Below are 19,947 nucleotides of genomic sequence, written 5' to 3'. Positions count from 1 at the left end.
GGGGAGAGGAAAACTTTTTCGGATAAAAGTTTTCCTCTCCTCCCCTCTCCTTTCAAAAGAACCGCTTAGGGGCTTTTTTTAAATTTTACTTATCCAAGATAGTTATTTCGACACGTCTGTTTTTAGCCATATTTTCAGGTGAATTATTGGCAGCGACGGGCCGGCGGGCACCGAAACCTCGGGTATATACGTGTTCTCTTTTTTGAACGCCCAACTCTATAAGATAATTAGCTACGGCAGCAGCCCTTTCTTCAGAAAGAGCTTGTCTTTCTTCTTCGGTTCCGGCTAGGGCTGTATGCCCTGAGATCAAAAATTCCCTATCGGGAAATTTTAAAAGAATTTCGCCTATTTTTTTTAATTTTTCTTTTTCACTTTCTCGTAAAATTGCAGAGTTGGGCAAAAACTGGATATTTTCAATGCTGATCGTTAGGCCCTCATCGGTTTTTTCAATGGTAGTATTTTCAAGATTTAGATCTTCAACACTTTTTTTTATTTCTTCTTCAGCGGCTTTATCTATCTTTTTTACTTCAATAACCTTAGCCCTTGCTGTCCCTATAAAATCATAGGTGTAGCCTGAATAAAGGAGCATTTTAATGCTAAATTCTTCATTATAGCAATATAGATTTCCTCTTTCTTCATCCCAATATAGGTTTTGTCTCGATTTTCCTAAAATTTTGACAGGCACGTCTATTTTTCCCTTATAATTTTTAAGAACCTTTTGAGGAACAACGTGGTTTAAGTCATAACTTGCAGTTATGTGGCGGTAGATTTGACCGTCTATTTCTGCAAGTCCTATGTATTGATATTCAACCTTGAACGGAAAGGTAAAAGGCTTTTCAATGCCGAATGCATCCCTAAAATCATGGGCTTCGAAGCCTTCGCCAGTCCAAGTATCGCCGGGTTTAACGGGATGCTTTGGAAATGTCGGCACATTCCGTACCACAGGCATAAAATATTCATCACCTATAGTGTAAAAACCGGCATCATCCCGCCTAAAAATACTCGGGTAATTTCGGGACCAGTCGAAGGTTTTGTTGGAATTTTGCTCGCTGGTCATAAACATACAAGAAAAGAGAGCCGAAGCGTTTTTTTCGCCTTCTCCGGTTTCTATATCCGAGACTTCTACCTCAATTCTGTTGATAATTTGGGCTTTATGATGAAATTTTCCGTTTACATAGACCTTTTCATCTACAACGGAGTGAATCTTATATGCATCATCGTCAATAAATTTAAATTTAAAGAGAAATTCGGCATTTTTCTCACCCTCTTGAGCAAAAAGGAGAGAAAAAAGCAAAACAAACACGAACAAGACAAGTTTTTTTAAAATATTATTCTTAAAAATACGGTATTTCACACTTTCTTATCGGTATTTTTAGAATAAACCTTTAGGAACACTTTTTTACAAAAAAAATGCTCTTTTTACATAAAAATTTAAAAATTTAAGAAAAATTTTTAAATTTTTATGTAACCAAAAGCCCCTAAATAGTTTTGTTTAGTGTATGTTGAACGACAACAAACAATTCAATATACCTCCTTTGCAGTTTCCCGACAGGTTTTTCTCCTCCTTTTGCCTGTCGGGTTTTTTATTTTCTTGATAACTTATTTCAAAAATTACTATATTTTATATATAATTATTGACATTATATATAATTATATATAAAATATAGGTATAAATTAGGAGGTTTTATGGCTCAAATAAATGTCAACATAAGAATGGATTCCGAAGTAAAACAAGAGGCTGAACAGCTTTTTGACAGTTTAGGCATGAATATGACAACTGCATTTAATATTTTCATTCGTCAATCATTGAGAATCGGCGGTATACCATTTAAAATTATAAGTGATGAAAGAGGTTTTTATAATAAATATAATCAAAAAAAACTACATGCTGCTGCTAAACGAATGAATGAAGGGAAATATATAGTGCATGATATAGTGGAATAGGCTAATGATTAAAGCATGGGATGAAGATGCATGGATAGATTATGTCTATTGGCAAACAGAAGATAAAAAAACACTAAAAAGAATCAATATGTTGATTAAAGATATTGAAAGGAATGGTCACAATGGTTTAGGCAGCCCTGAGCCATTAAAGGGAAATCTGTCAGAATTCTGGAGCCGCAGGATAGATAAAAAAAATAGATTGGTTTATAGAATAGCCGATAATGTAATACAAATAATTCAGTGTAGAACTCATTATGGTGAAAAATGATAAAGGAAGTTTCTCTAGTTTATTTTAAATAGGTATGTTGAAACCCAGTGTTTTCTGTGATATGATTAAAACAAGGAGGGTTAATTATGTCTTATGAACAGTATACTCAAATAGAAACTAGTGTTTTAAATATGCCTTACGAGCAAAAAATACAACTTCTCCATAAGATTACAGATAATTTAAAGAATATAAAAGCAATTGAAACAGCTAATTTACAGACTAAAAAAACGAGTCGTTGCTTCGGTATCGCAAAAGGAGAATTTTCTTATCCAAAAAATTTTGATGAAGACAATGAAGAAATTGAAACTAACCTTTATTACACATGACTCACTCATTCCATATTATAACGAGCCATGCATAGTTTATGTATAATAATAGAGTTTAACTATGCGCTCGGAAAGACTTTTTGAAATCGTATTTATCCTTCTCAGTCGGAAGCAGACAACTGCACAAGAACTTGCAAAAAAATTCGGCGTATCGGTTCGTACTATTTATCGCGACATGGATATTTTAAGCAGTGCAGGAATCCCCGTGTATACGATGCAGGGTACCGGCGGAGGTATTTTTATCGATGAAAGCTACACAATCAATAAATCAATTTTGACAAAAGGAGAACAGGAGAAAATACTGCTTGCTCTGCAATGCCTTTCTCCAATAGATGAGATACACACCGAATCTATCTTAAACCGCTTATCTGCAATCTTTCAAAAAAATGCCGATTGGATCAGGATTGATTATTCCCGCTGGGACAACAAAAACGATCATCACCTTTTTAAAACGCTTAAAGATGCAATTTTAGAAAGAAGAGCCGTCAAGCTGGAATATCTCAGCTCATACGGAGAAAAAACGGAACGAACCGTCTACCCCTTACGTCTTTTGTATAAATCGAAGGCTTGGTATGCCGAATGCTATTGTACAGAAAAAAACGCATGTAGACTTTTTAGATTAACCCGTATACTTTCTATTATAAAGACTTTAAAAACATTTAACCGTGCAGACCTGCTCGGCAAAATACCTGACGATAAAAAAGCGGCACCGCCTCCCCTTACAAACATTAAATTAAAATGCACTGCTAAAACCGCCTACAGACTCTACGATGAATTTCCTCCTGAACTTATCGCAAAAAATTCCGACGGCTCATATACCCTGAATGCAGCTCTCCCCTTTGATTCGTGGGTCTGCGGTTTTATCTTGTCGCTCGGCACCGAAGTAGAAATCCTTGAACCGGAAAACTTAAAAACCGAAATCGCCCAACTTGCAGAAGAAATTATGAAAAAGCATAGAAAAGTTTAAATTCTTTTTAAAACCTGACACATTCTGACAGGTTGATGTGCTATAATGAGTTTACATATTTTTATGGGAGAAACCTATGCCGAGACCTACAACAAAAGAAGATTTGATTTTTGCTTCAAATGAGCAGTTTGAAAAACTGTGGAACTTAATTGACGGTATGACCGAAAAAGAAAGAACTGCCGATATAAATCCAAACGAGCGCGATAAAAATGTACGCGATGTGTTGGTTCATCTTTATGAATGGCACTGTCTTTTATTGAATTGGATAAAATCCAACACAAAAGGAAAACCGGCAGCCTTTTTGCCTGAAGCTTACAACTGGAAAACTTATCCTGAAATGAATGTTGAGTTTTGGAAAAAACATCAAGGCACCCCTTATGCCGATGCCGAAAAAATGCTTAAAAAAACTCATAAAGAAGTTATGAAACTAATCGAAACCTTTTCCAATGAGGAACTTTTTTCAAAAGCTGTTTTTAACTGGACAGGTACAACGACCCTCGGAAGTTACTGCGTGTCCGCTACTTCCAGCCATTATGACTGGGCTATAAAGGATATAAAAAAAGCATTGAAAAAATATCGGGGGAAATAGTATCAAACAAGGGCTGTTCCCAAATGGAACAGCCTTTTCCCTATCGGATAATTTTATTATACTTATTTAAAGTAATCTTATAAAAAATCAAATATAAAATCAGGGTAAAGCCTCCGGTTAAAAGCAGGGCAGCAAAAAAGACTGCCGTATTAAAAAGGCCGAAGACCAATAGGAGCCGGCTGAACAAGGGAGAAGCGAAAAAGCAGTGGACTATCGAAACCAAAACAGGCAGCACAAAGAGCCAGACAAGCTGGGCGTGTGAAGCTTTTTTGATTAAAGAAGAGTCCATTCCTATTTTTAGCATTATTTGATAGCGTTTTCTATCTTCTACACCTTCAGCAATCTGTTTGAAGTACATAATTAGGATGAGCCATATTAAAAACATAAGACTTAAAAAGCCTCCTAAAAATAAAAAGCTTCCGTCAAATTCTCTTCTGTCTTTATAAGACTGAAATTTATTATCATAAAAAAAATCTGCCTCCGAAGACTTTGCCAATTTTTTTATGTCTTGAATGTAGTTTGGAGGAATAGTTTTAAGATTATCGACGGAGGTATTCCAAAATAAGGATTCTTCAAGTGCAAGCAGTTTTTTCTTTTTAAACCGAGCCCTTGCATTTTCTTTTAATGCGTTTAATTCATTTTTAATAAGCTCGAGATTTTCAGAATTTTTAGCTATCAGATTTATATAAGGAAATGGCGAATACGGAATATAGGGCGAGTTATTCATTATAGAAACAAATTCGCTTTCAAGTTTTTTTAGTTTAAATTCTTTTTGCCCTATTTGTAAGGGCTTTTTGTAGTTAATCTTCTTATTAGAAAAAATAAAAAACTCATCATCACTCATACTTGCAGCGTCCGTCAATAATTTTTTATAGAGCTCGTCAGGGAAAATATTTTTAATATCTTCAAAGCTGCACAACATAATCTGAACATTGTTGCGGGAAAAATATGAATCATCATTTTCATAAAGAGCATTATCGCTTATATTTGAAATTCCATAAAAATATCTTACATATAAAAAATCATTTGTTTCCATATTATACTTTAAGCCTATCTCCTTTATGTCCGCAATTAAGCTTTCTTTATTTTGTAATTCTACATTGTCTTTTTTAAAGAGCCTGTCCAGTTGATGATTGCGTATAAAGGCCTTTGATATGATTTTCTCGCTTACCATATAAATACTTGTTACTGAAGCTAGGGTAAGCAAGATCATCGTAAGCAAAATACAAATACTTGCCAAACCCTTTGCATGCTGTCCCATCCTATAAATCATTCCAGAAACGGAAATAAATTTTGCAGGCTTGTAATAAGATTTACGGTTCTTTATTTTATTTAAAATAAAAATGGTAATACTTTCAAAAAAGAAAAAGGTTCCTGCAATCACAAGCAGAACGGCAGGCAAAAATGTTTTTAAGGCAGCTATGGGATTAATACTTAAAACTGAAAGAGTATAACCGCCTCCGATAAAAAGAATAGCAAGAAATGTCTTTAAGCGTAAATATTTCGATCTTTTTTCTCCGCTCTTTGATTCGGTTAAAAGCTGAATAGGATTTAAAAGGCTTATCTTCTTTAAATTATAAAGATAATTTATTGTAAAAAAACAAAAAAATACGATACTCGCAGGTTTTAAAAAGCTAAAAGAAAGACTGTAGTTTATTTTTGAAGGAATACCGCTTACCTTAAACAAAATTAAAAAGCATAATTTTCCGAAAAGAACGGAGCCGATTGCTCCAAAGACTAAACTCAAAAAATAACAGGCTAGGAATTCAAAAAATAAAACTCCTGCAATATGCTTTTTTTCGAGTCCCAAAACGGTATACAATCCTATTTCTTTCACTCTGTTTTTAATCAAAAATTTATTTCCGTAAAAGATAAAAATCATTGAAAAGAAGCCTACTATTATCACACCGAAATTCATCAAGGTAATTAAACCGGCTGAATTTTGACTAAAGGCTTCTATTGAAAGCGTATACATGATCGAGAACATCATTATCGAAAGTGAGCAGGCGAAAATGTATGGAATATAGGTTTTTGCTCCCGTCGAAATATTTTTTTTGGCAAGTTGAAAATAAAAATTAAGTTTCATAAAGTCTCCCCCTGTACCTTATTTCTCTTATGAATCCATTCTGTTCATCATAAAAAGCCCTTCGTTGATTCTTTCTCTGAATAGAGCCTGTCCCATATCGCCTTTATATATTTCGTAATAAATATTTCCGTCACGCAAAAACAAAACACGCTTTGCATAACTTGCCGCCCGTGCACTATGGGTTACCATTATGATAGTCTGCCCTGCCTCATTCATTTGAGAAAAAGTTTCTAAAAGCATATCCGATGATTTTGAATCAAGAGCACCTGTAGGTTCATCGGCCAAGATGAGTTGAGGTTTTGTAATAAAAGCCCTTGCAGCCGCAGCCCTTTGACATTGTCCGCCTGAAATTTCATAAGGGTATTTTTCGAGAAGGCTTGAAATCCTCAAGGCTTCAGCAAGAGGAAGAAGTCTTTTATTCATCTCATCAATAGGATAATTTGAGAGCACAAGAGGAAGTAATATATTATCCTTTACGGAAAACTGATCCAAGAGATTGTAATCTTGAAACACAAAGCCTAATTTATTACGCCTAAAAGCCGAAATATCCTTAGTCTTTATTTTGGATATGGGTTCTCCTTTTAAAAATATTTCACCGGAGGATGGCTTATCCAAGGTTGCAAGTAAATTAAGCAAGGTCGTTTTCCCCGAGCCGGACTCTCCCATAATAGCCGTAAATTCATTTTTCTTTACCGAAAAACTTACATCGCGCAAGGCAACCGTTCCCTGTTTTGAAAATCGGGACTTGTAAATTTTTTGAATATTTTTAACATCAAGTAATGTTTCCACAAAACACCTCCATAAAACTCCATACGATTTAAATAATTTTATCAAAAAATTAAAAGTCCTGCATTGACGGAGCCTTACATTTTGTTTTTTTGACTTACATTTTTGTAAGGATTGAGGTTTCCGTTCCGAGTTTAACCTCTGCCCTAGTCCATTCACCTTGAAGAGAGTTTATTGTAAGAGTACAGCCGAGCCTTTCGGATATTTCCCGAGCAAGGTAGAGGCCGAGGCCTGTAGCTTTTTCGCTTAGACGGCCGTTTAAACCGGAATATCCCTTATCGAAGATTTTGGGGAGGTCTGAAGGGCTTATTCCGATTCCGTTGTCTTCAATTACAAGGACTGAAGGATTTTGATTTTCAATATAGATGCTTAAAATTCCTCTTTTGTCGTCTATGCCGCAATATTTTAGGCTGTTGGAAATTATCTGCTCAATCATCAATTCAAAAAGAACTTGATCGCTTATAATGTTTAGATCACAAGGTTTATAATTAAGCTCTATATTTTTATAAATAAAAATACTTCTGTATTTACGGAAGATGTTTTGCAAAACTTCATTTAAATTAAACTTAATAAAATCCAAATCCCTATCAGGACTTTGGAGCTTTAAATAATGCAATGCCATTTGGGTATAATTATCTATACTTAAAAGAGCTCTTTTTATTTCAAATACCTCATCTTTTGAAGAATTCATATTTTGCAATAAAATATTTATAGAAGTGATGGGAGTTTTTATTTGATGAATCCAAAGAGAAAAATAATCGTTTTGATCGATAAGTATTTTCCGGTTATTATAAATAGAAGCTTCTCTTTCCAAGATTATTTTTTTTATCTTTTTTAACGAAATAATTTGCGATAAAGAAAGATCAAGCCTGTTTTCAAACTTTTCATCATCAGAGCTTTCCGAATTTACTTCATATTGCTCCACGAGGTCAAAGTAATTTTTTATTTTACGATAGTAAAAAATAAATTTTAATATAAAGAATATAATCAAAATGGAAATACTTAATAAGCTTATATAAGATACGAGACCCCTTTCGGCATTACTTAAATATAAGATAAGCACTTGTAAGAAGATTAAAAGAAGCGGAACAAATATAAATAAAAAATTATCTTTAAAAAAACTTTTTATAATTATGCTTAATTTTAACTTACCGGTTTCCGTGATGTTCATTTAGTTTATATCCCAAACCTTTTTTGTTTTCGATAAAATTAAAAAGCTCTGCGTTTTCCATCTTTTTACGCAAGCGGGTTATATTTACCGAAAGAGTATTATCGTCCACAAACTGATTATTTTGCCACAGCACATCCATAATTTTTTCTCTCGAAACAAATTCGCCTTGAGCCAAATAAAGACATTTTAAGATTTTAATTTCATTTGCAGTCAGCAAGGTTGTCTTATTATTATACACAAGAGTGAGTGTGCTCAAATTTAAAACGGTCCCGGCAAAGCCGATTTCATTCATCGAAGCGGTAAATTGGTATGTCCGCCTGATAACGGCCTGTATCTTTGCAATGGTTATATCCATATCAAAGGGTTTTTCGATATAATCATCGCCTCCCATTTGCATAGCCATTACAATATCCATCTTATCGTTACGGGAAGATAAAAATATAATAGGGACTTGAGACTTATTCCTGATTTCGGAACACCAATGATAACCGTTAAATGCCGGAAGCCCTATATCCATTATTACCAAAGAGGGTTTATAGTCTTCAAACTCCTCCAAGATATTGCTGAAATTTTTTGCACAGCGTACATTAAAGTTCCATTGCTCCAAATTCTTTTTTAAAACCGAGGCTATAGTATTATCATCTTCTACAATCAAAATTTTTATAAGCTGTTTCATTTTTTATCCCGAATTATAAAAACCAGTATAGCATATTAGGATATTTAATGTAAATATAAAAAGCCGCCCTAAACATTAAAGTTTAAGACGGCTTTAAGAATTTACTTTTTAATAAATTTATAAACCTTAATTCGGTCTAAAATTATTTACCAAGCTCCTGCATTACATAAGCTACAAAAAGAGCAGTACCTTTGTAAAACTGCGATTCATCTAAGGCAAATTTGGGATTGTGGTGGGGCCAGACTTTTCCTTCAATGGGGGATGGAGTCGATAAGAAGATAAATGAACCCGGAACTTTTTCTAAGTACCATGCAAAATCTTCTCCTCCCATGACCGGCCGCTGCATAAGCTTAACGTCATTCGGGAAAAGCTCCTTGGCGGCTCCCATAGCCTTATCCGTAACTTTCGCATCGTTTATAAGAGGAGGCGGCTGTCTAAAGAATTGGTATTCAATTGAACCTCTAAAAGCTTTTGCAATATTGGAGGCAACTTCTTCAATCCGTTTTGCTATCAATTCCCTCGTCTCATTTGTTACGGCCCGTACGGTTCCTTCAAGATAAGCTTCAGGCGGAATTATATTGAATGCCGAGCCTGAATGGAATTGTCCAACCGTTATTACAGCCGGCTCCGTAGGATGTACCTCTCGGCCTAAGATTTCCTGTATGGCGACAACTATGTGAGACCCAATTACAACGGGGTCTACTGAAAGTGATGGATAAGCTCCGTGAGCTCCTACGCCCTTAACCTTAATTGAAAATTTATCCATACAGGCCATCATCGAGCCCTTTGAAAAAAGGAATTCGCCGGGTTTTGCTTCATCGCTTATACAGCCTACATGAAGACCGATGATTTCTTTTACGTCATCAAGAATTCCTTTTTCACAGATGTCTACAGAGCCTGTTCCCAGTTCTTCCGCAGGTTGGAAGATAAGCTTAACGGTTCCTTTAAAACTGCCCTTTAAATCGTTTAGTACCTTTGCAGCCCCAAGCAATATCGAAGTATGAGCATCATGACCGCAAGCGTGCATAAAGGAATTCTTAGAAGCAAAGTCAAGCCCGGTAGCTTCGCAAACAGGAAGGGCATCCATGTCTGCACGCAGAGCAATAACATCTCCTTTTTCTGCACCGTGAATATAACCTATAACGGCACTTTTTGCCGCATTTCTGTCATACTTAATCCCGAACTCATCCAATTTTTTACATACAAAATCTATTGTATTAGGAAGTTCAAAGCCAACCTCAGGATTTTGATGCAAATGGCGGCGCCAAGAAATTATGTCTTTTTCTATTTCTTTTACCTTTTTTAATATATCCACTTTTCCCTCCCTTAAGCTTGTTCTTCAGTCTTAGGTTTTTTGTAAGTTAAAAAACCGAAAGCTACCGTTCCGAATACACAAGCCGGAATCATTACATATACCGGTATTTTAACAAGATTTAATAAGGCCATAGCTAAAATAAAAGCAAATATGCCGTATTTTATATTTTTAACGGCAAACATTCCAAACATAGCACCGAAGATTGCAGGCGAAACATAGGCAAAGGCTTCCAATACTTTTTTGGGGAAGATGTTCATTAAAGCCGCTCCTCCTACAGCGGCAATAGTTACAATTATAAGATTGGTAACTATCGACCCTGCAATACCGAGGGTAGAAACTATTTCGGCTTTCTTTGTACCGGGTTCTACGCTGACAGCTTCTTGCGTAACGGCCGAAGTAGGCAAGCGTACATTTCCGATATTACCGGAAAGAAAAGACATATAAGTTCCGGGTAAGCCGAGTATGGGGAAATAACTGATAGGTTCAACAACGGCATAGATTGCATATACGGATGCTGCCAAGCCCCAACCTGTCAATATATCCTGTGTTGACGGCTTTACTCCATAAACGACCCAAACAAGAATTGAAGGCAGAAAGCAAAGAACCAAGGATAATAGGTTTGTAAACCTTCCATACCTTATTATAGGTTTTGTAAAAGTTTTTTCATATAATTCGTCACTCATTTAGCTTCTCCTTATTTTAAAATTAAGTCTTTAAATACCATTGCAATTACCATTGCAAGAATCATAACTATTCCTAAGCTGTATTCTTTTAATTTAGGATATTTGTTGCCGAGTTTTTCAAATACAACCATTAGAAGAGCTGCAGATACGGCAGCAGCAACAGCCGGATAATTTTTCCCTTTTACCGATCTAAGAGCTTTTGTTATTTCATTACTGCATAAAAAGCCGAAGGCTCCGCTCATTGCCGTAACCATTAAAATAGCCAGCTTGGCAGGATCCCCTTTCGATATTTTTTTTGATAAGCTATTAAGCTTATCGGAAAATAAACCTGTCATAAAAAGCCACGCACTTCCGTTTAGCGCCATAACCCACGTTGCATTTGCAAAATTTATTAAGCCGTAATCGGGGCTTGATAAGTCAATGCCTTGAGCTTGAGCTGCCATCTGTGCCGCTGCGAGTTCCGTTGAGGCTGCACCTATAATCGAAAGGCGCATCCACGCAAGAGGGCCGCCTATTACCGACATTAGGCCCAGCATTACAATAAAAACGCCCAAAACCGGTCCGATAGAAGATGTCATACCGATACGGAAAGACTTCCGCACATCGGCATCACTTAAGCCGACGATTTTAGCAGCGTCCTTTGCTTTTTTGCTAAAAATTATAGCTTGAAACAATACCGTAATCAATAACGGAAAAGCTGAAAGCCATAAAACCCAAGAGTTCGCAACATTCAAATAACTGTCCATAGATTTCCTCCGAAATTTTATTTTTAAGACAACTCTTATAGGGGATATTCTATCATGCTTTTTTAAATTTGTCCAAACAAAAATGTAAAAAAAAATAAAAAAATTTAAAATAATCTTATACAAAATAAAAGTCCGTTTTATTAAATAAATTCCCTACTTGAAAAACTCCCAAAAATATGCTAAGTTTAAAAACATTATGACGGAAAAACCGTATAATCTATTTCAAGTTGTACAACACAACAGGAGGAAAAAATGAGTATTTCACTCGCATTGTATGCCGTGCTCGGAGGCGGGATTGTTGCCCTGGCTTATGCACTTGTAAGAACCTTATGGATTTATAAACAAAAGGTTTCAGATCAGGCTTTAAAAGAAATTGGAGGCCATATAGCTGACGGAGCTATGGCTTTTTTAAGAAGGGAATATATAACTCTTCTTCCTTTCATTGCCATAGTTGCAGTTTTTCTAGCAATAGGAAATAAAGGAGCTCTGAAGTTCCAATCTCTTTCATTCTTGCTTGGTGCTCTTGCTTCAATGTCAGCAGGTTACATAGGTATGCGTGTTGCAACACAGGCCAACTCACGCACAACACAGGCTGCTAAAGATCATGGCCTAAACGGAGCCTTAAAAGTAGCGTTTTCAGGCGGAAGCGTTATGGGAATGAGCGTTGTGGGGCTTGCATTTATAGGTCTTTTTATCGTTCTTATTCTCTCTACTTCAATATTAGGAACTACGGAAAACGTACTTAAAGATATTATTTTACCTCTAGCTACAGCTTTTTCACTCGGAGCCTCGTCTATTGCTCTGTTCTCACGTGTAGGCGGCGGTATTTATACAAAGGCTGCCGACGTAGGAGCCGACCTTGTAGGAAAGGTTGAAGCAGGCATCCCCGAAGATGACCCCCGAAACCCTGCTACTATTGCAGACAACGTAGGAGATAACGTAGGTGACGTTGCAGGTATGGGTGCCGACCTCTTTGAGTCCTTTGTAGGCTCATTGGTAGGAGCCATGATTTTAGGTCTAATAGTAGACACACCGGATTCTTCTTTAAAATTAAGGATGATGCTTTTACCTCTGCTCATTTCGGTTGTAGGTCTTGCAGCTTCCTTAATCGGAACATTCTTTGTAAGGGCAAAACCGGGTTCAAACCCTCAAAAGGCCCTCAATACGGGAACCTTCGGAGCCGCTCTCATTGCAACAATTTTCGTTTTCTTTACCGTAAAATTTGTTATGGGAACCGAAACATTTAACGGAACTCAAGGTTATTTACACGTCTTTGCTTCTACTGTGATAGGTCTTGCTGCAGGCGTTTTAATCGGTATCATTACCGAATTCTACACAGGTACGGGAAAAAAGCCCGTTAAGGGAATCGTAGATGCTTGTGAAACAGGGGCTGCAACCACAATTATTTCAGGTTTAGCCGTAGGTATGAGAAGCGCCTTCCCCGTTATGATTTTAATCGGAGCCTCAATCTTTTCAAGCTTTATGCTTGCAGGCCTTTACGGCGTAGGTATAGCTGCTGTAGGTATGTTGGTAACCCTAGGAATCCAACTTGCAGTTGACGCTTACGGCCCAATAGCCGACAATGCAGGCGGTCTGCCGAGATGGCAAACTTCCCCAAAGATGTCCGCAATATTACCGACAGCCTCGATGCCGTAGGAAATACAACAGCCGCTATCGGTAAAGGTTTTGCTATCGGATCAGCTGCCTTAACAGCCATAATCCTCTTTACCTCATTTAAAGAGCAGGCCGGCGTAGCAAGCGTAGATATCACAAATATTAATGTTCTTGTAGGAGTTCTCTTAGGAGGAGTATTCCCCTTCTTGTTCTCGGCCCTAACAATGTCGGCTGTAGGAAAGGCTGCGCATAAGATGATCGAAGAGGTACGCCGCCAGTTTAAGCAGCACCCCGGCATCTTGGAAAATACCGAAAAGCCGGATTATAAGAGATGTGTAGACATCAGTACTCAGGCCGCTTTAAAAGAAATGGTTATCCCCGGTATTGCCGCAATTATTACACCCATCCTTGTAGGCTTTGCAGGAGGCCCCGCAATGTTAATCGGTCTTTTGACAGGTGTAACGGTATCAGGCGTTGTATTGGCAGTCTTTATGTCCAACGCAGGCGGTGCATGGGATAATGCAAAGAAGATGATTGAAGGCGGAATAGCAGGCGGAAAAGGCTCACCTTCTCACAAGGCCGCTGTTGTAGGCGACACTGTAGGAGACCCCTTTAAAGATACTTCCGGCCCCTCCATCAACATATTGATTAAGCTTATGTCAATGGTTTCATTGGTTATAGCCCCGATGTTAAAAATATACTGGGGATAAGTTATTGAATTTCCGGTAAACGGAAATCCGATAAACACAAAAAAAGACGGCGTAATAATTGCGCCGTCTTTTTTTATCGGTGTTGTTGATTTCTCCCGTAAAATTTATTATAAAAAATGCTTTAAAGATCCAGCTTTAAATCTCCATCCTTAATCCAATTTATCTTTCTTAAAATAAAAGTAAAAAATAATGTTAAAACAGCCGGCAAGATAAAATGTAAAAGAAAAATAGCAAAATATGTGTTCAAACCTCCCCTTCCTATAGATTCCATTGCCGTAATAGTTCCTATTTGACCGACAAGGCCGCAGGTTCCCATTCCTGAACCGAGGGGTATGTTTTCCATTTTAAAAATAATGGTAGCCAAGGGGCCTAAAACAGCCGCTGTCAAGGTAGGGGGAATCCATATCCTAGGATTTTTGATAATATTGGGCATGTGGAGCATACTGGTTCCTATGCCGACAGCAAAACTCCCTCCAAGGCCGTTATCCCGATAGCTCATAACCGCGAAGCCTATCATTTGAGCGGCACAGCCGACTGTTGCGGCTCCTCCTGCAAGCCCCGCAAGGGAAAGCATCATACAGATGGCAGCACTGCTTATAGGCAGGGTAAGAATGACACCGACCAGCACCGAAACCGTAACTCCCATCCAAAACGGCTGGAGGGTAGTAGCGTCCATAATGATTTTTCCGAGCCATGTCATAAAAGAGGACATTCCCGGCCCTACCAGGGCGGCAATTATAGTACCGGAAATAATAGTTACCATTGGGGTAACAATAAGGTCAATCTTTGTTTCGCGGGATACGGCCTTTCCCAGCTCGGTACTGATTATCGTAGCGATAAAGGCGCCTACAGGCCCGCCAAGCTTGTTTCCTGCAAAGCCTACTATCGTTGCCGAAAAAAGCACAAAGGTGTGGGCTTTTAAAGCATGGGCTATGGCTATACCTATTGCAGCTCCCGTCATATCTCGGCAAATCGGCCAGACAGTTTTAGTTAAAAAGGGAATATTAAGTTTAAGCCCTATGCTGTTTAAAATCGTACCTACCAAGAGAGAAGAAAAAAGGCCCATGGCCATCGCACTCATAGCATCAATAAAATAACGCCTAGCCGATATTTCGATATTCTTCTTAGTCAAAAAGTTTTTAAAAGAGTTGTTCATTTAAAATGCTCCCGGAAAATATTTAACGGAAAAAAATAATGGAGAATATGGGAATCGAACCCACGACCTATTGATTGCGAACCAATCGCTCTACCAACTGAGCTAATTCCCCAAAGCTGTAAATAAGATTCTCACAAACAACGTTCTGTGATGTTACATCAAATGAAAAAAAAAAGCAATCAGGTATCTTGCTTTTTTCAAATTTTTTACGTAGAATAATAGTTATGAAAAGAAATCTATATTTTTTATTCCTTATTACGATTTTTCTTACCTTTACCTTGTCATGTGAAACATTTAATGCAGCTGCCGGCAAAAAAACATTAAAAGAACAAGACAGTATTTCGGTTCCTTTCGATGAATACCTGACAGAAAGGGTTTGGCGCTTGGCAGGCTGCTATTTTGAAAACGACCTTTATGTACAGCTTGATGCAAATTTGACAAGCTCCCGTATTAATTTTTTTTATAACGGAAAGTTTCAAGCCACAACAGGTATAACAAACTATGAAGGAACATGGAAGCATAAAAAAAATAGTTCTTTTAAATTTCAAATAACCGGAAAAAAACTTATAGACCCTTCAAATACGATAGGTAAATCCTTTGACTCTTCTTTTGAAAAGAATTTAATAAATACCGACAGGATTGAAATAACTAAAAATGAAATAAAATTTTATGCTAAAGAAGGCGAGCTTTTACTCCGGTTTATAAGACTGTAAGATAGCTTTTGCTAAAGGTTTTACACAAAAAAAACCGTCCTTTCGGACGGCTTTTTTATTAATTTTTAAGCAAATTCTTTACCGTAACGGTTTATAGCAGCAGCCATATTATCAAGACTTACCTGCTCCATAACTCCGCCCATTTCCCATGCAACCCTAGGCATACCGTATACAACTGAAGAGCCTTCATCTTGCCCTATTGTACGGGAACCTTCGGTGTAAAGCTTTGTAATATTCTCGGCACCATCCTTCCCCATACCGGTCATGATTATTCCGAGAGCATGGTTTTGGTATTCCTTTGCAACAGATCCAAACAGAACATCAACGCTGGGCTTATGGCCGCTTTGAGGCTCCGTATCTATAACCTTTGCAACTGCGGCAAGAGATCGTTTTTCTACAACCAGATGTTTTCCGCCGGGAGCGATAAGAATACGGCCGGGCTTTATAAGATCGCCGTCTTCAGCTTCCTTTACCTCAAGAGGGCAGATTTTGTCCAAACTCAAAGCAAATTCCTTTGTAAAACCCGGGGGCATGTGCTGAACCACAACTATCGGTTGTGGAAGATCTTTATCGATGGATGCAAAAACTTGGCGTAAAGCATTCGGCCCGCCGGTTGAAATACCTATAGCAATAATCTGAATATTTCCATGTTCTCGTTGAGGTGTAGGTTTCTCTTCTTTTTGAGGCTCAGCCGCTGTCATAGGCTTAGGGATAGTACTCTTAAACGGCTCAGAGAAAGAGTTCGTTGTATCTGTACTTCTTGTACCTGTCTCAATTTGATGACGGCGGCCGTAGGCAAGCAGCATCTTGGAAAGAGTTTCCGAAACGGTAGTAAGATTGGCAGATTCCGAACCGGAAGGCTTTGTGATAAAATCGCAAGCTCCAAGTTCCAAACAATCCATAGTAACCTTAGCTCCTTCCTTTGCAATACTGGACAAGATTACTACAGGAATCTTTATGTTTTGCTTTTTAAGCTCTCTTAAAAATTCGATACCGTTCATTTCGGGCATTTCCAAGTCCAAAACGATAACATCCGGAGCCACACGCTCAAGTTTTTGAAGGGCAAAGCGGCCGTTCATTGCCTTATCGGCTATTTTTAGGCCGGGAGTAGCATCAACAATCTTCCCTATAAGGTTTCTCATCAATGCAGAATCGTCTACTATTAAGACACGAATATCTTCCATAAAAAAACTCCTTTAGAAGAATTATATAAAACCTTTAAAATCAAAACCCTTTTTGATAAAAACAAGCCCAATCCGTTTTTAAAAACTTAAATTGAGTTTCCATACCAAAGAGAGATTCGGAATGACCTATAAATAAAAAAGATTTAGGCGACATAGCACGCCAAAACCTATCAATAACCTCTTTTTGAACAGGCTCGTCAAAATAGATCAAAACATTTCGGCAAAACACAAGATCAAAGTCGGTATGTTTTGAGTCATGTTTTAAGTTATGATAGTCAAAATTCACCATTTGCATTATATCTTTTTTTACCTGATAACCGTCATTTAGCTTATCAAAATAAAGCTTCAAATAATCTTCAGGTATTCCTGTAACTCTGGATTCCTGGTAAAAGCCGGTCTTACCGACAAGAAGACATTTTAAGGATAAGTCGGAGGCTGTAATTTCGGCAGTAAATCCTATCGGAAGGTGTTTTTTCATAACCATAGCTATGGTATAAGGCTCCTCCCCTGTTGAACATCCGGCGCTCCATATTTTAAGTTTATTCTTTCCTTCAGCTTTTTTTACCTTTACAAGCTCAGGTATAACGTAATTTTCCAATGCATCAAAATGAGGCTGATTTCTAAAAAATCTTGTAAGGTTTGTTGTAACGGAGTCTAAAAGGCTCTTTTGCTCTTCCGAATCCTTCATAAGCATCGCATAATAATCAGACACCTTTTCAAGTTTCTTATCCCTAAGTTTTTCTTTTAACCTGCTTTCCAAAATAGACCTATTAGTATCGGAAAAAGTAATACCGCTTGCGGTATATATTAAATCGCTGAACATACGGAATTCTTGATCAGTTAAAAAATCTGCCATACTCTAGGCTCCTGTAATCCTTAAATTTATTTTTTAAATCTTTCACATAGTCTATGTCTTATACGATATTATGTCAATCGGCGGTCAAAGGCTTTTGACTAAGATTAAAAAAGATAGTATAATAAACTATGAATTTTAAGGAAGCTCAAACTTTTATTATAGCCTCCATTCTTGCTATTATATCATTTTCTTGTAGTTTAAACTATAGTAAAGAGGCACAAAATTTTGAAAAAAAACCGAATTTTGTATTTAAAAATGCAATTTTGGATCAATATGAAGAAAATTCCTTAAATTTGCGTATAAATTTTATGGAATTAGAGATTTATGATTCGGATAGAATATGGGCCGGGAAAAATCTGCGTTTCTTTAAAATAGATAAAAAATCGTTTGAAAAAGGCAATCCGGAGGCAGAACTCAAGGGACGAGCCGGGATTATCAAAATAGACGAAAAAAACAATCAGTACTTTTTGGGGCAAAAGGTTTTTTTTGAAGATTTAAAAGAAGGCCTTATGATTTCCGGAGATGCATTTTTTTGGAACAAAAATGAAAATCTCCTATATGGAGTAGAAGACGGTTCGGTAAAGGTAAAAAGAGGTGATGAGCTTTACATAAGCGGATCGGGGTTTATAGCAAACACTCTTTCTAAAGAATTCGAATTTTTAAATTCGATAGAAGGTAAAATTCAGACTAAAAATGAGGAGAATGAAAATGAAGAAAATTCAAACCGAAATTCGGAATCACAAGAGCCTTAAACTTCTTGCGGCATATCTTCTCATATTCCTTTTTTTAATTGATATTAATGCTCAAACATCAACAATAAGTTTTAAAGCCGATAAGGTAACAGCCTCGGTATCTGAAAATAAAAAATCGACCAATTTAATAGGAAATGCCGAAGTCAAGGTAGACAGCTTAACCATATCGGCAGACCGTATCGAAATTTTCGGAAAAGACTATAGATATGTAAATGCAACAGGTTCGGTCAAGGGCGAGGATGACGAAAAAGGGTACAGCTTTAAGGCCGATTTAATCAATTTTGACAGAAAAACCGATACGGTTACGATGTTCGGAAAACTGGAGCTTAAAGACACAAAAAATGATGTCAGTATTAATGCCGAAAATATTGAATATAAAAAAAAGCAAGAAATAATTATCATGCGCTTTAATGTAAAGATAATAAATAAAGATATAAACTGTAATTCAATGTTTGCTTTTTATAATAGAAAAGAATCAAAGGTAGAATTAACAGGCAGTCCCATCGTAAAAAAAGGAAAGGACGAATTTAGGGCCGGAAAGATTTCCGTTAATTTGGATACGGAAGATATAACCCTTGACGGCCGAGTCAGAGGTTCCGTCGAGCAGGGAAAGGACGAACCCCAAGCTGAAACCAAACAGGAACAAAATCAAGAGGAAAAACCCAATGATTGATAAAAAAAGTATTTTAAAAGTTGAAGGATTAAACAAATTTTTTAGAAAAAAACATGCTGTAAAGGATGTCGGTTTTTCTATGTATCAGGGCGAAATTGTAGGCCTGCTGGGCCCTAATGGAGCCGGAAAAACTACCACATTCTATATGATTGTAGGTTTTTATAAACCGAATTCCGGCAACATATATTTGGACGGGAATAGGATAACAAACCTGCCCATGTACAAAAGAGCCCACGCAGGAATTTCATATTTACCGCAAGAAGCTTCGGTTTTTAGAAAACTCACCGTAGAACAAAATATCTATGCGATTTTAGAAACACGCAAAGACCTCTCCAAAGAGCAAAAAATGGAAAGGCTTGAATTTCTTCTTGAAGAATTCGGAATTACAGCAAACAGAAAACAACAAGCCTATACCCTCTCCGGAGGAGAAAGAAGGCGAACCGAAATAGCCAGAGCCCTAGCCATTGAACCCAAGTTTTTGCTTTTGGATGAACCATTTGCCGGAATCGACCCGATTGCAGTACATGACATTAAAAGCATAGTCCGTATTTTAGCCGATCAGGGCATAGGAATTTTGATAACAGACCACAATGTCAGGGACACCTTGGAGATAACCGACAGGGCATACATAATCGGCAGCGGAGAAATTGTAGAACAAGGCTCACGGGATGAAATTCTAAATTCCGAAATTGCCCGAAAAATATATCTTGGCCAAGAGTTTAGAATGTAATT

20 protein-coding genes, 1 tRNA gene and 1 pseudogene are annotated in these 19,947 nt (G+C 37.2%); 10 read left to right on the top strand and 12 right to left on the bottom strand.

Annotation, left to right across the window (positions count from 1 at the left end; translation table 11 throughout):
* Window positions 1-85: 85 nt before the first annotated feature.
* Window positions 86-1,354 carry an OmpA family protein gene (locus tag TDE_RS03205; protein WP_002681866.1) on the bottom strand — a complete coding sequence of 423 codons (1,269 nt, stop codon included), beginning with the start codon at window positions 1,352-1,354 and terminating at the stop codon, window positions 86-88.
* 332 nt (window positions 1,355-1,686) lie between these two features.
* On the opposite strand from TDE_RS03205, the gene TDE_RS03200 reads away from it, so the two are divergent.
* The 5 genes from TDE_RS03200 (at window position 1,687) to TDE_RS03180 (ending at window position 4,094) form a co-directional block, all read left to right on the top strand.
* The gene (locus tag TDE_RS03200) at window positions 1,687-1,944 is read left to right on the top strand and encodes a type II toxin-antitoxin system RelB/DinJ family antitoxin (protein WP_002677040.1); all 258 of its coding nucleotides are present in this window, start codon (window positions 1,687-1,689) and stop codon (window positions 1,942-1,944) included.
* Between the two features lie 4 nt (window positions 1,945-1,948).
* On the top strand, window positions 1,949-2,212 hold the full coding sequence (locus tag TDE_RS03195; protein ID WP_002681864.1) for a Txe/YoeB family addiction module toxin: 264 nt from the start codon (window positions 1,949-1,951) through the stop codon (window positions 2,210-2,212).
* Between the two features lie 86 nt (window positions 2,213-2,298).
* Window positions 2,299-2,538 (top strand): hypothetical protein, encoded by a 240-nt coding sequence (locus TDE_RS03190; protein WP_002681862.1) that lies wholly within the window; start codon window positions 2,299-2,301, stop codon window positions 2,536-2,538.
* Window positions 2,539-2,599: 61 nt separating this feature from the next.
* Window positions 2,600-3,505 (top strand): helix-turn-helix transcriptional regulator, encoded by a 906-nt coding sequence (locus TDE_RS03185; RefSeq protein WP_010956794.1) that lies wholly within the window; start codon window positions 2,600-2,602, stop codon window positions 3,503-3,505.
* Window positions 3,506-3,581: 76 nt separating this feature from the next.
* A complete protein-coding gene (locus TDE_RS03180; RefSeq protein WP_002681855.1) occupies window positions 3,582-4,094 on the top strand; it encodes a ClbS/DfsB family four-helix bundle protein in 513 nt (170 codons plus the stop codon).
* 40 nt (window positions 4,095-4,134) lie between these two features.
* Here the strand turns inward: TDE_RS03180 and TDE_RS03175 are convergent, their stop codons facing one another.
* From TDE_RS03175 to TDE_RS03145, 7 genes are all read right to left on the bottom strand, one after another.
* Entirely contained in the window at window positions 4,135-6,180 is a 2,046-nt protein-coding gene (locus TDE_RS03175) for an FtsX-like permease family protein (protein WP_002681853.1), read from the bottom strand.
* Window positions 6,181-6,207: 27 nt separating this feature from the next.
* Window positions 6,208-6,969, bottom strand: coding sequence for an ABC transporter ATP-binding protein (locus tag TDE_RS03170; RefSeq protein WP_002681851.1), 762 nt, complete (start codon window positions 6,967-6,969; stop codon window positions 6,208-6,210).
* A gap of 94 nt (window positions 6,970-7,063) precedes the next feature.
* Complete coding sequence (locus tag TDE_RS03165; RefSeq protein WP_002681849.1) at window positions 7,064-8,137, bottom strand: sensor histidine kinase; 1,074 nt, start codon at window positions 8,135-8,137, stop codon at window positions 7,064-7,066.
* Entirely contained in the window at window positions 8,115-8,813 is a 699-nt protein-coding gene (locus TDE_RS03160) for a response regulator transcription factor (RefSeq protein ID WP_002681847.1), read from the bottom strand. The genes TDE_RS03165 and TDE_RS03160 overlap by 23 nt, the downstream gene beginning before the upstream one ends.
* A 142-nt stretch (window positions 8,814-8,955) precedes the next feature.
* Window positions 8,956-10,128, bottom strand: coding sequence for a M20 metallopeptidase family protein (locus tag TDE_RS03155; protein WP_002669899.1), 1,173 nt, complete (start codon window positions 10,126-10,128; stop codon window positions 8,956-8,958).
* Window positions 10,129-10,139: 11 nt separating this feature from the next.
* Window positions 10,140-10,811 (bottom strand): hypothetical protein, encoded by a 672-nt coding sequence (locus TDE_RS03150; protein ID WP_002681846.1) that lies wholly within the window; start codon window positions 10,809-10,811, stop codon window positions 10,140-10,142.
* An 11-nt stretch (window positions 10,812-10,822) separates the two neighbouring features.
* Window positions 10,823-11,557, bottom strand: coding sequence for a DUF5058 family protein (locus TDE_RS03145; protein WP_002669897.1), 735 nt, complete (start codon window positions 11,555-11,557; stop codon window positions 10,823-10,825).
* 252 nt (window positions 11,558-11,809) lie between these two features.
* Between TDE_RS03145 and TDE_RS03140 the strand changes: the two are divergent.
* Window positions 11,810-13,881 (top strand): annotated as a pseudogene (locus tag TDE_RS03140) (sodium-translocating pyrophosphatase).
* Window positions 13,882-14,002: 121 nt separating this feature from the next.
* Here the strand turns inward: TDE_RS03140 and TDE_RS03135 are convergent.
* Together TDE_RS03135 and TDE_RS03130 are read right to left on the bottom strand one after the other, a co-directional pair.
* Complete coding sequence (locus TDE_RS03135; RefSeq protein ID WP_002681843.1) at window positions 14,003-15,037, bottom strand: PTS transporter subunit IIC; 1,035 nt, start codon at window positions 15,035-15,037, stop codon at window positions 14,003-14,005.
* Between the two features lie 39 nt (window positions 15,038-15,076).
* A tRNA-Ala gene (locus tag TDE_RS03130) sits at window positions 15,077-15,149 on the bottom strand.
* A gap of 112 nt (window positions 15,150-15,261) precedes the next feature.
* On the opposite strand from TDE_RS03130, the gene TDE_RS03125 reads away from it, so the two are divergent.
* Window positions 15,262-15,750: a hypothetical protein gene (locus TDE_RS03125; protein WP_002681842.1), complete on the top strand. Its 489-nt coding sequence runs from the start codon at window positions 15,262-15,264 to the stop codon at window positions 15,748-15,750.
* 65 nt (window positions 15,751-15,815) lie between these two features.
* On the opposite strand, the gene TDE_RS03120 is transcribed toward TDE_RS03125, so the two are convergent.
* On the bottom strand, window positions 15,816-16,934 hold the full coding sequence (locus TDE_RS03120; protein WP_002677016.1) for a protein-glutamate methylesterase/protein-glutamine glutaminase: 1,119 nt from the start codon (window positions 16,932-16,934) through the stop codon (window positions 15,816-15,818).
* A 40-nt stretch (window positions 16,935-16,974) separates the two neighbouring features.
* Complete coding sequence (locus TDE_RS03115; protein WP_002669892.1) at window positions 16,975-17,790, bottom strand: CheR family methyltransferase; 816 nt, start codon at window positions 17,788-17,790, stop codon at window positions 16,975-16,977.
* A gap of 128 nt (window positions 17,791-17,918) precedes the next feature.
* On the opposite strand from TDE_RS03115, the gene TDE_RS03110 reads away from it, so the two are divergent.
* Genes TDE_RS03110 through lptB form a run of 3 tightly spaced genes read left to right on the top strand, consistent with a single transcriptional unit; the run spans window position 17,919 to window position 19,945 of the window.
* Entirely contained in the window at window positions 17,919-18,542 is a 624-nt protein-coding gene (locus TDE_RS03110) for a hypothetical protein (RefSeq protein ID WP_002669891.1), read from the top strand.
* Entirely contained in the window at window positions 18,499-19,215 is a 717-nt protein-coding gene (locus TDE_RS03105) for an LptA/OstA family protein (RefSeq protein WP_002669890.1), read from the top strand. The genes TDE_RS03110 and TDE_RS03105 overlap by 44 nt, the downstream gene beginning before the upstream one ends.
* Window positions 19,208-19,945 (top strand): LPS export ABC transporter ATP-binding protein, encoded by a 738-nt coding sequence (gene lptB, locus TDE_RS03100; RefSeq protein ID WP_002681841.1) that lies wholly within the window; start codon window positions 19,208-19,210, stop codon window positions 19,943-19,945. Before TDE_RS03105 ends, lptB begins: the two co-directional genes overlap by 8 nt.
* The last annotated feature ends 2 nt before the right edge of the window (window positions 19,946-19,947 follow it).

Source organism: Treponema denticola ATCC 35405 (assembly GCF_000008185.1).
In the GTDB taxonomy this organism is placed as follows: Bacteria; Spirochaetota; Spirochaetia; order Treponematales; family Treponemataceae; genus Treponema_B; species Treponema_B denticola.
The sequence above is the reverse complement of the archived record's forward strand: the minus strand, read 5'-3'. Positions and strand labels throughout refer to the sequence as shown.

Excerpts from the sequence above, each read along its gene's own strand:
- TDE_RS03160 (WP_002681847.1), bottom strand. The coding sequence starts at position 8,813 with ATGAAACAGCTTATAAAAATTTTGATTGTAGAAGATGATAATACTATA.
- TDE_RS03180 (WP_002681855.1), top strand. The coding sequence starts at position 3,582 with ATGCCGAGACCTACAACAAAAGAAGATTTGATTTTTGCTTCAAATGAG.
- TDE_RS03165 (WP_002681849.1), bottom strand. The coding sequence starts at position 8,137 with ATGAACATCACGGAAACCGGTAAGTTAAAATTAAGCATAATTATAAAA.
- TDE_RS03200 (WP_002677040.1), top strand. The coding sequence starts at position 1,687 with ATGGCTCAAATAAATGTCAACATAAGAATGGATTCCGAAGTAAAACAA.
- lptB (WP_002681841.1), top strand. The coding sequence starts at position 19,208 with ATGATTGATAAAAAAAGTATTTTAAAAGTTGAAGGATTAAACAAATTT.
- TDE_RS03110 (WP_002669891.1), top strand. The coding sequence starts at position 17,919 with ATGAATTTTAAGGAAGCTCAAACTTTTATTATAGCCTCCATTCTTGCT.
- TDE_RS03125 (WP_002681842.1), top strand. The coding sequence starts at position 15,262 with ATGAAAAGAAATCTATATTTTTTATTCCTTATTACGATTTTTCTTACC.
- TDE_RS03105 (WP_002669890.1), top strand. The coding sequence starts at position 18,499 with ATGAAGAAAATTCAAACCGAAATTCGGAATCACAAGAGCCTTAAACTT.
- TDE_RS03120 (WP_002677016.1), bottom strand. The coding sequence starts at position 16,934 with ATGGAAGATATTCGTGTCTTAATAGTAGACGATTCTGCATTGATGAGA.
- TDE_RS03175 (WP_002681853.1), bottom strand. The coding sequence starts at position 6,180 with ATGAAACTTAATTTTTATTTTCAACTTGCCAAAAAAAATATTTCGACG.
- TDE_RS03145 (WP_002669897.1), bottom strand. The coding sequence starts at position 11,557 with ATGGACAGTTATTTGAATGTTGCGAACTCTTGGGTTTTATGGCTTTCA.
- TDE_RS03150 (WP_002681846.1), bottom strand. The coding sequence starts at position 10,811 with ATGAGTGACGAATTATATGAAAAAACTTTTACAAAACCTATAATAAGG.
- TDE_RS03190 (WP_002681862.1), top strand. The coding sequence starts at position 2,299 with ATGTCTTATGAACAGTATACTCAAATAGAAACTAGTGTTTTAAATATG.
- TDE_RS03115 (WP_002669892.1), bottom strand. The coding sequence starts at position 17,790 with ATGGCAGATTTTTTAACTGATCAAGAATTCCGTATGTTCAGCGATTTA.
- TDE_RS03185 (WP_010956794.1), top strand. The coding sequence starts at position 2,600 with ATGCGCTCGGAAAGACTTTTTGAAATCGTATTTATCCTTCTCAGTCGG.
- TDE_RS03195 (WP_002681864.1), top strand. The coding sequence starts at position 1,949 with ATGATTAAAGCATGGGATGAAGATGCATGGATAGATTATGTCTATTGG.
- TDE_RS03135 (WP_002681843.1), bottom strand. The coding sequence starts at position 15,037 with ATGAACAACTCTTTTAAAAACTTTTTGACTAAGAAGAATATCGAAATA.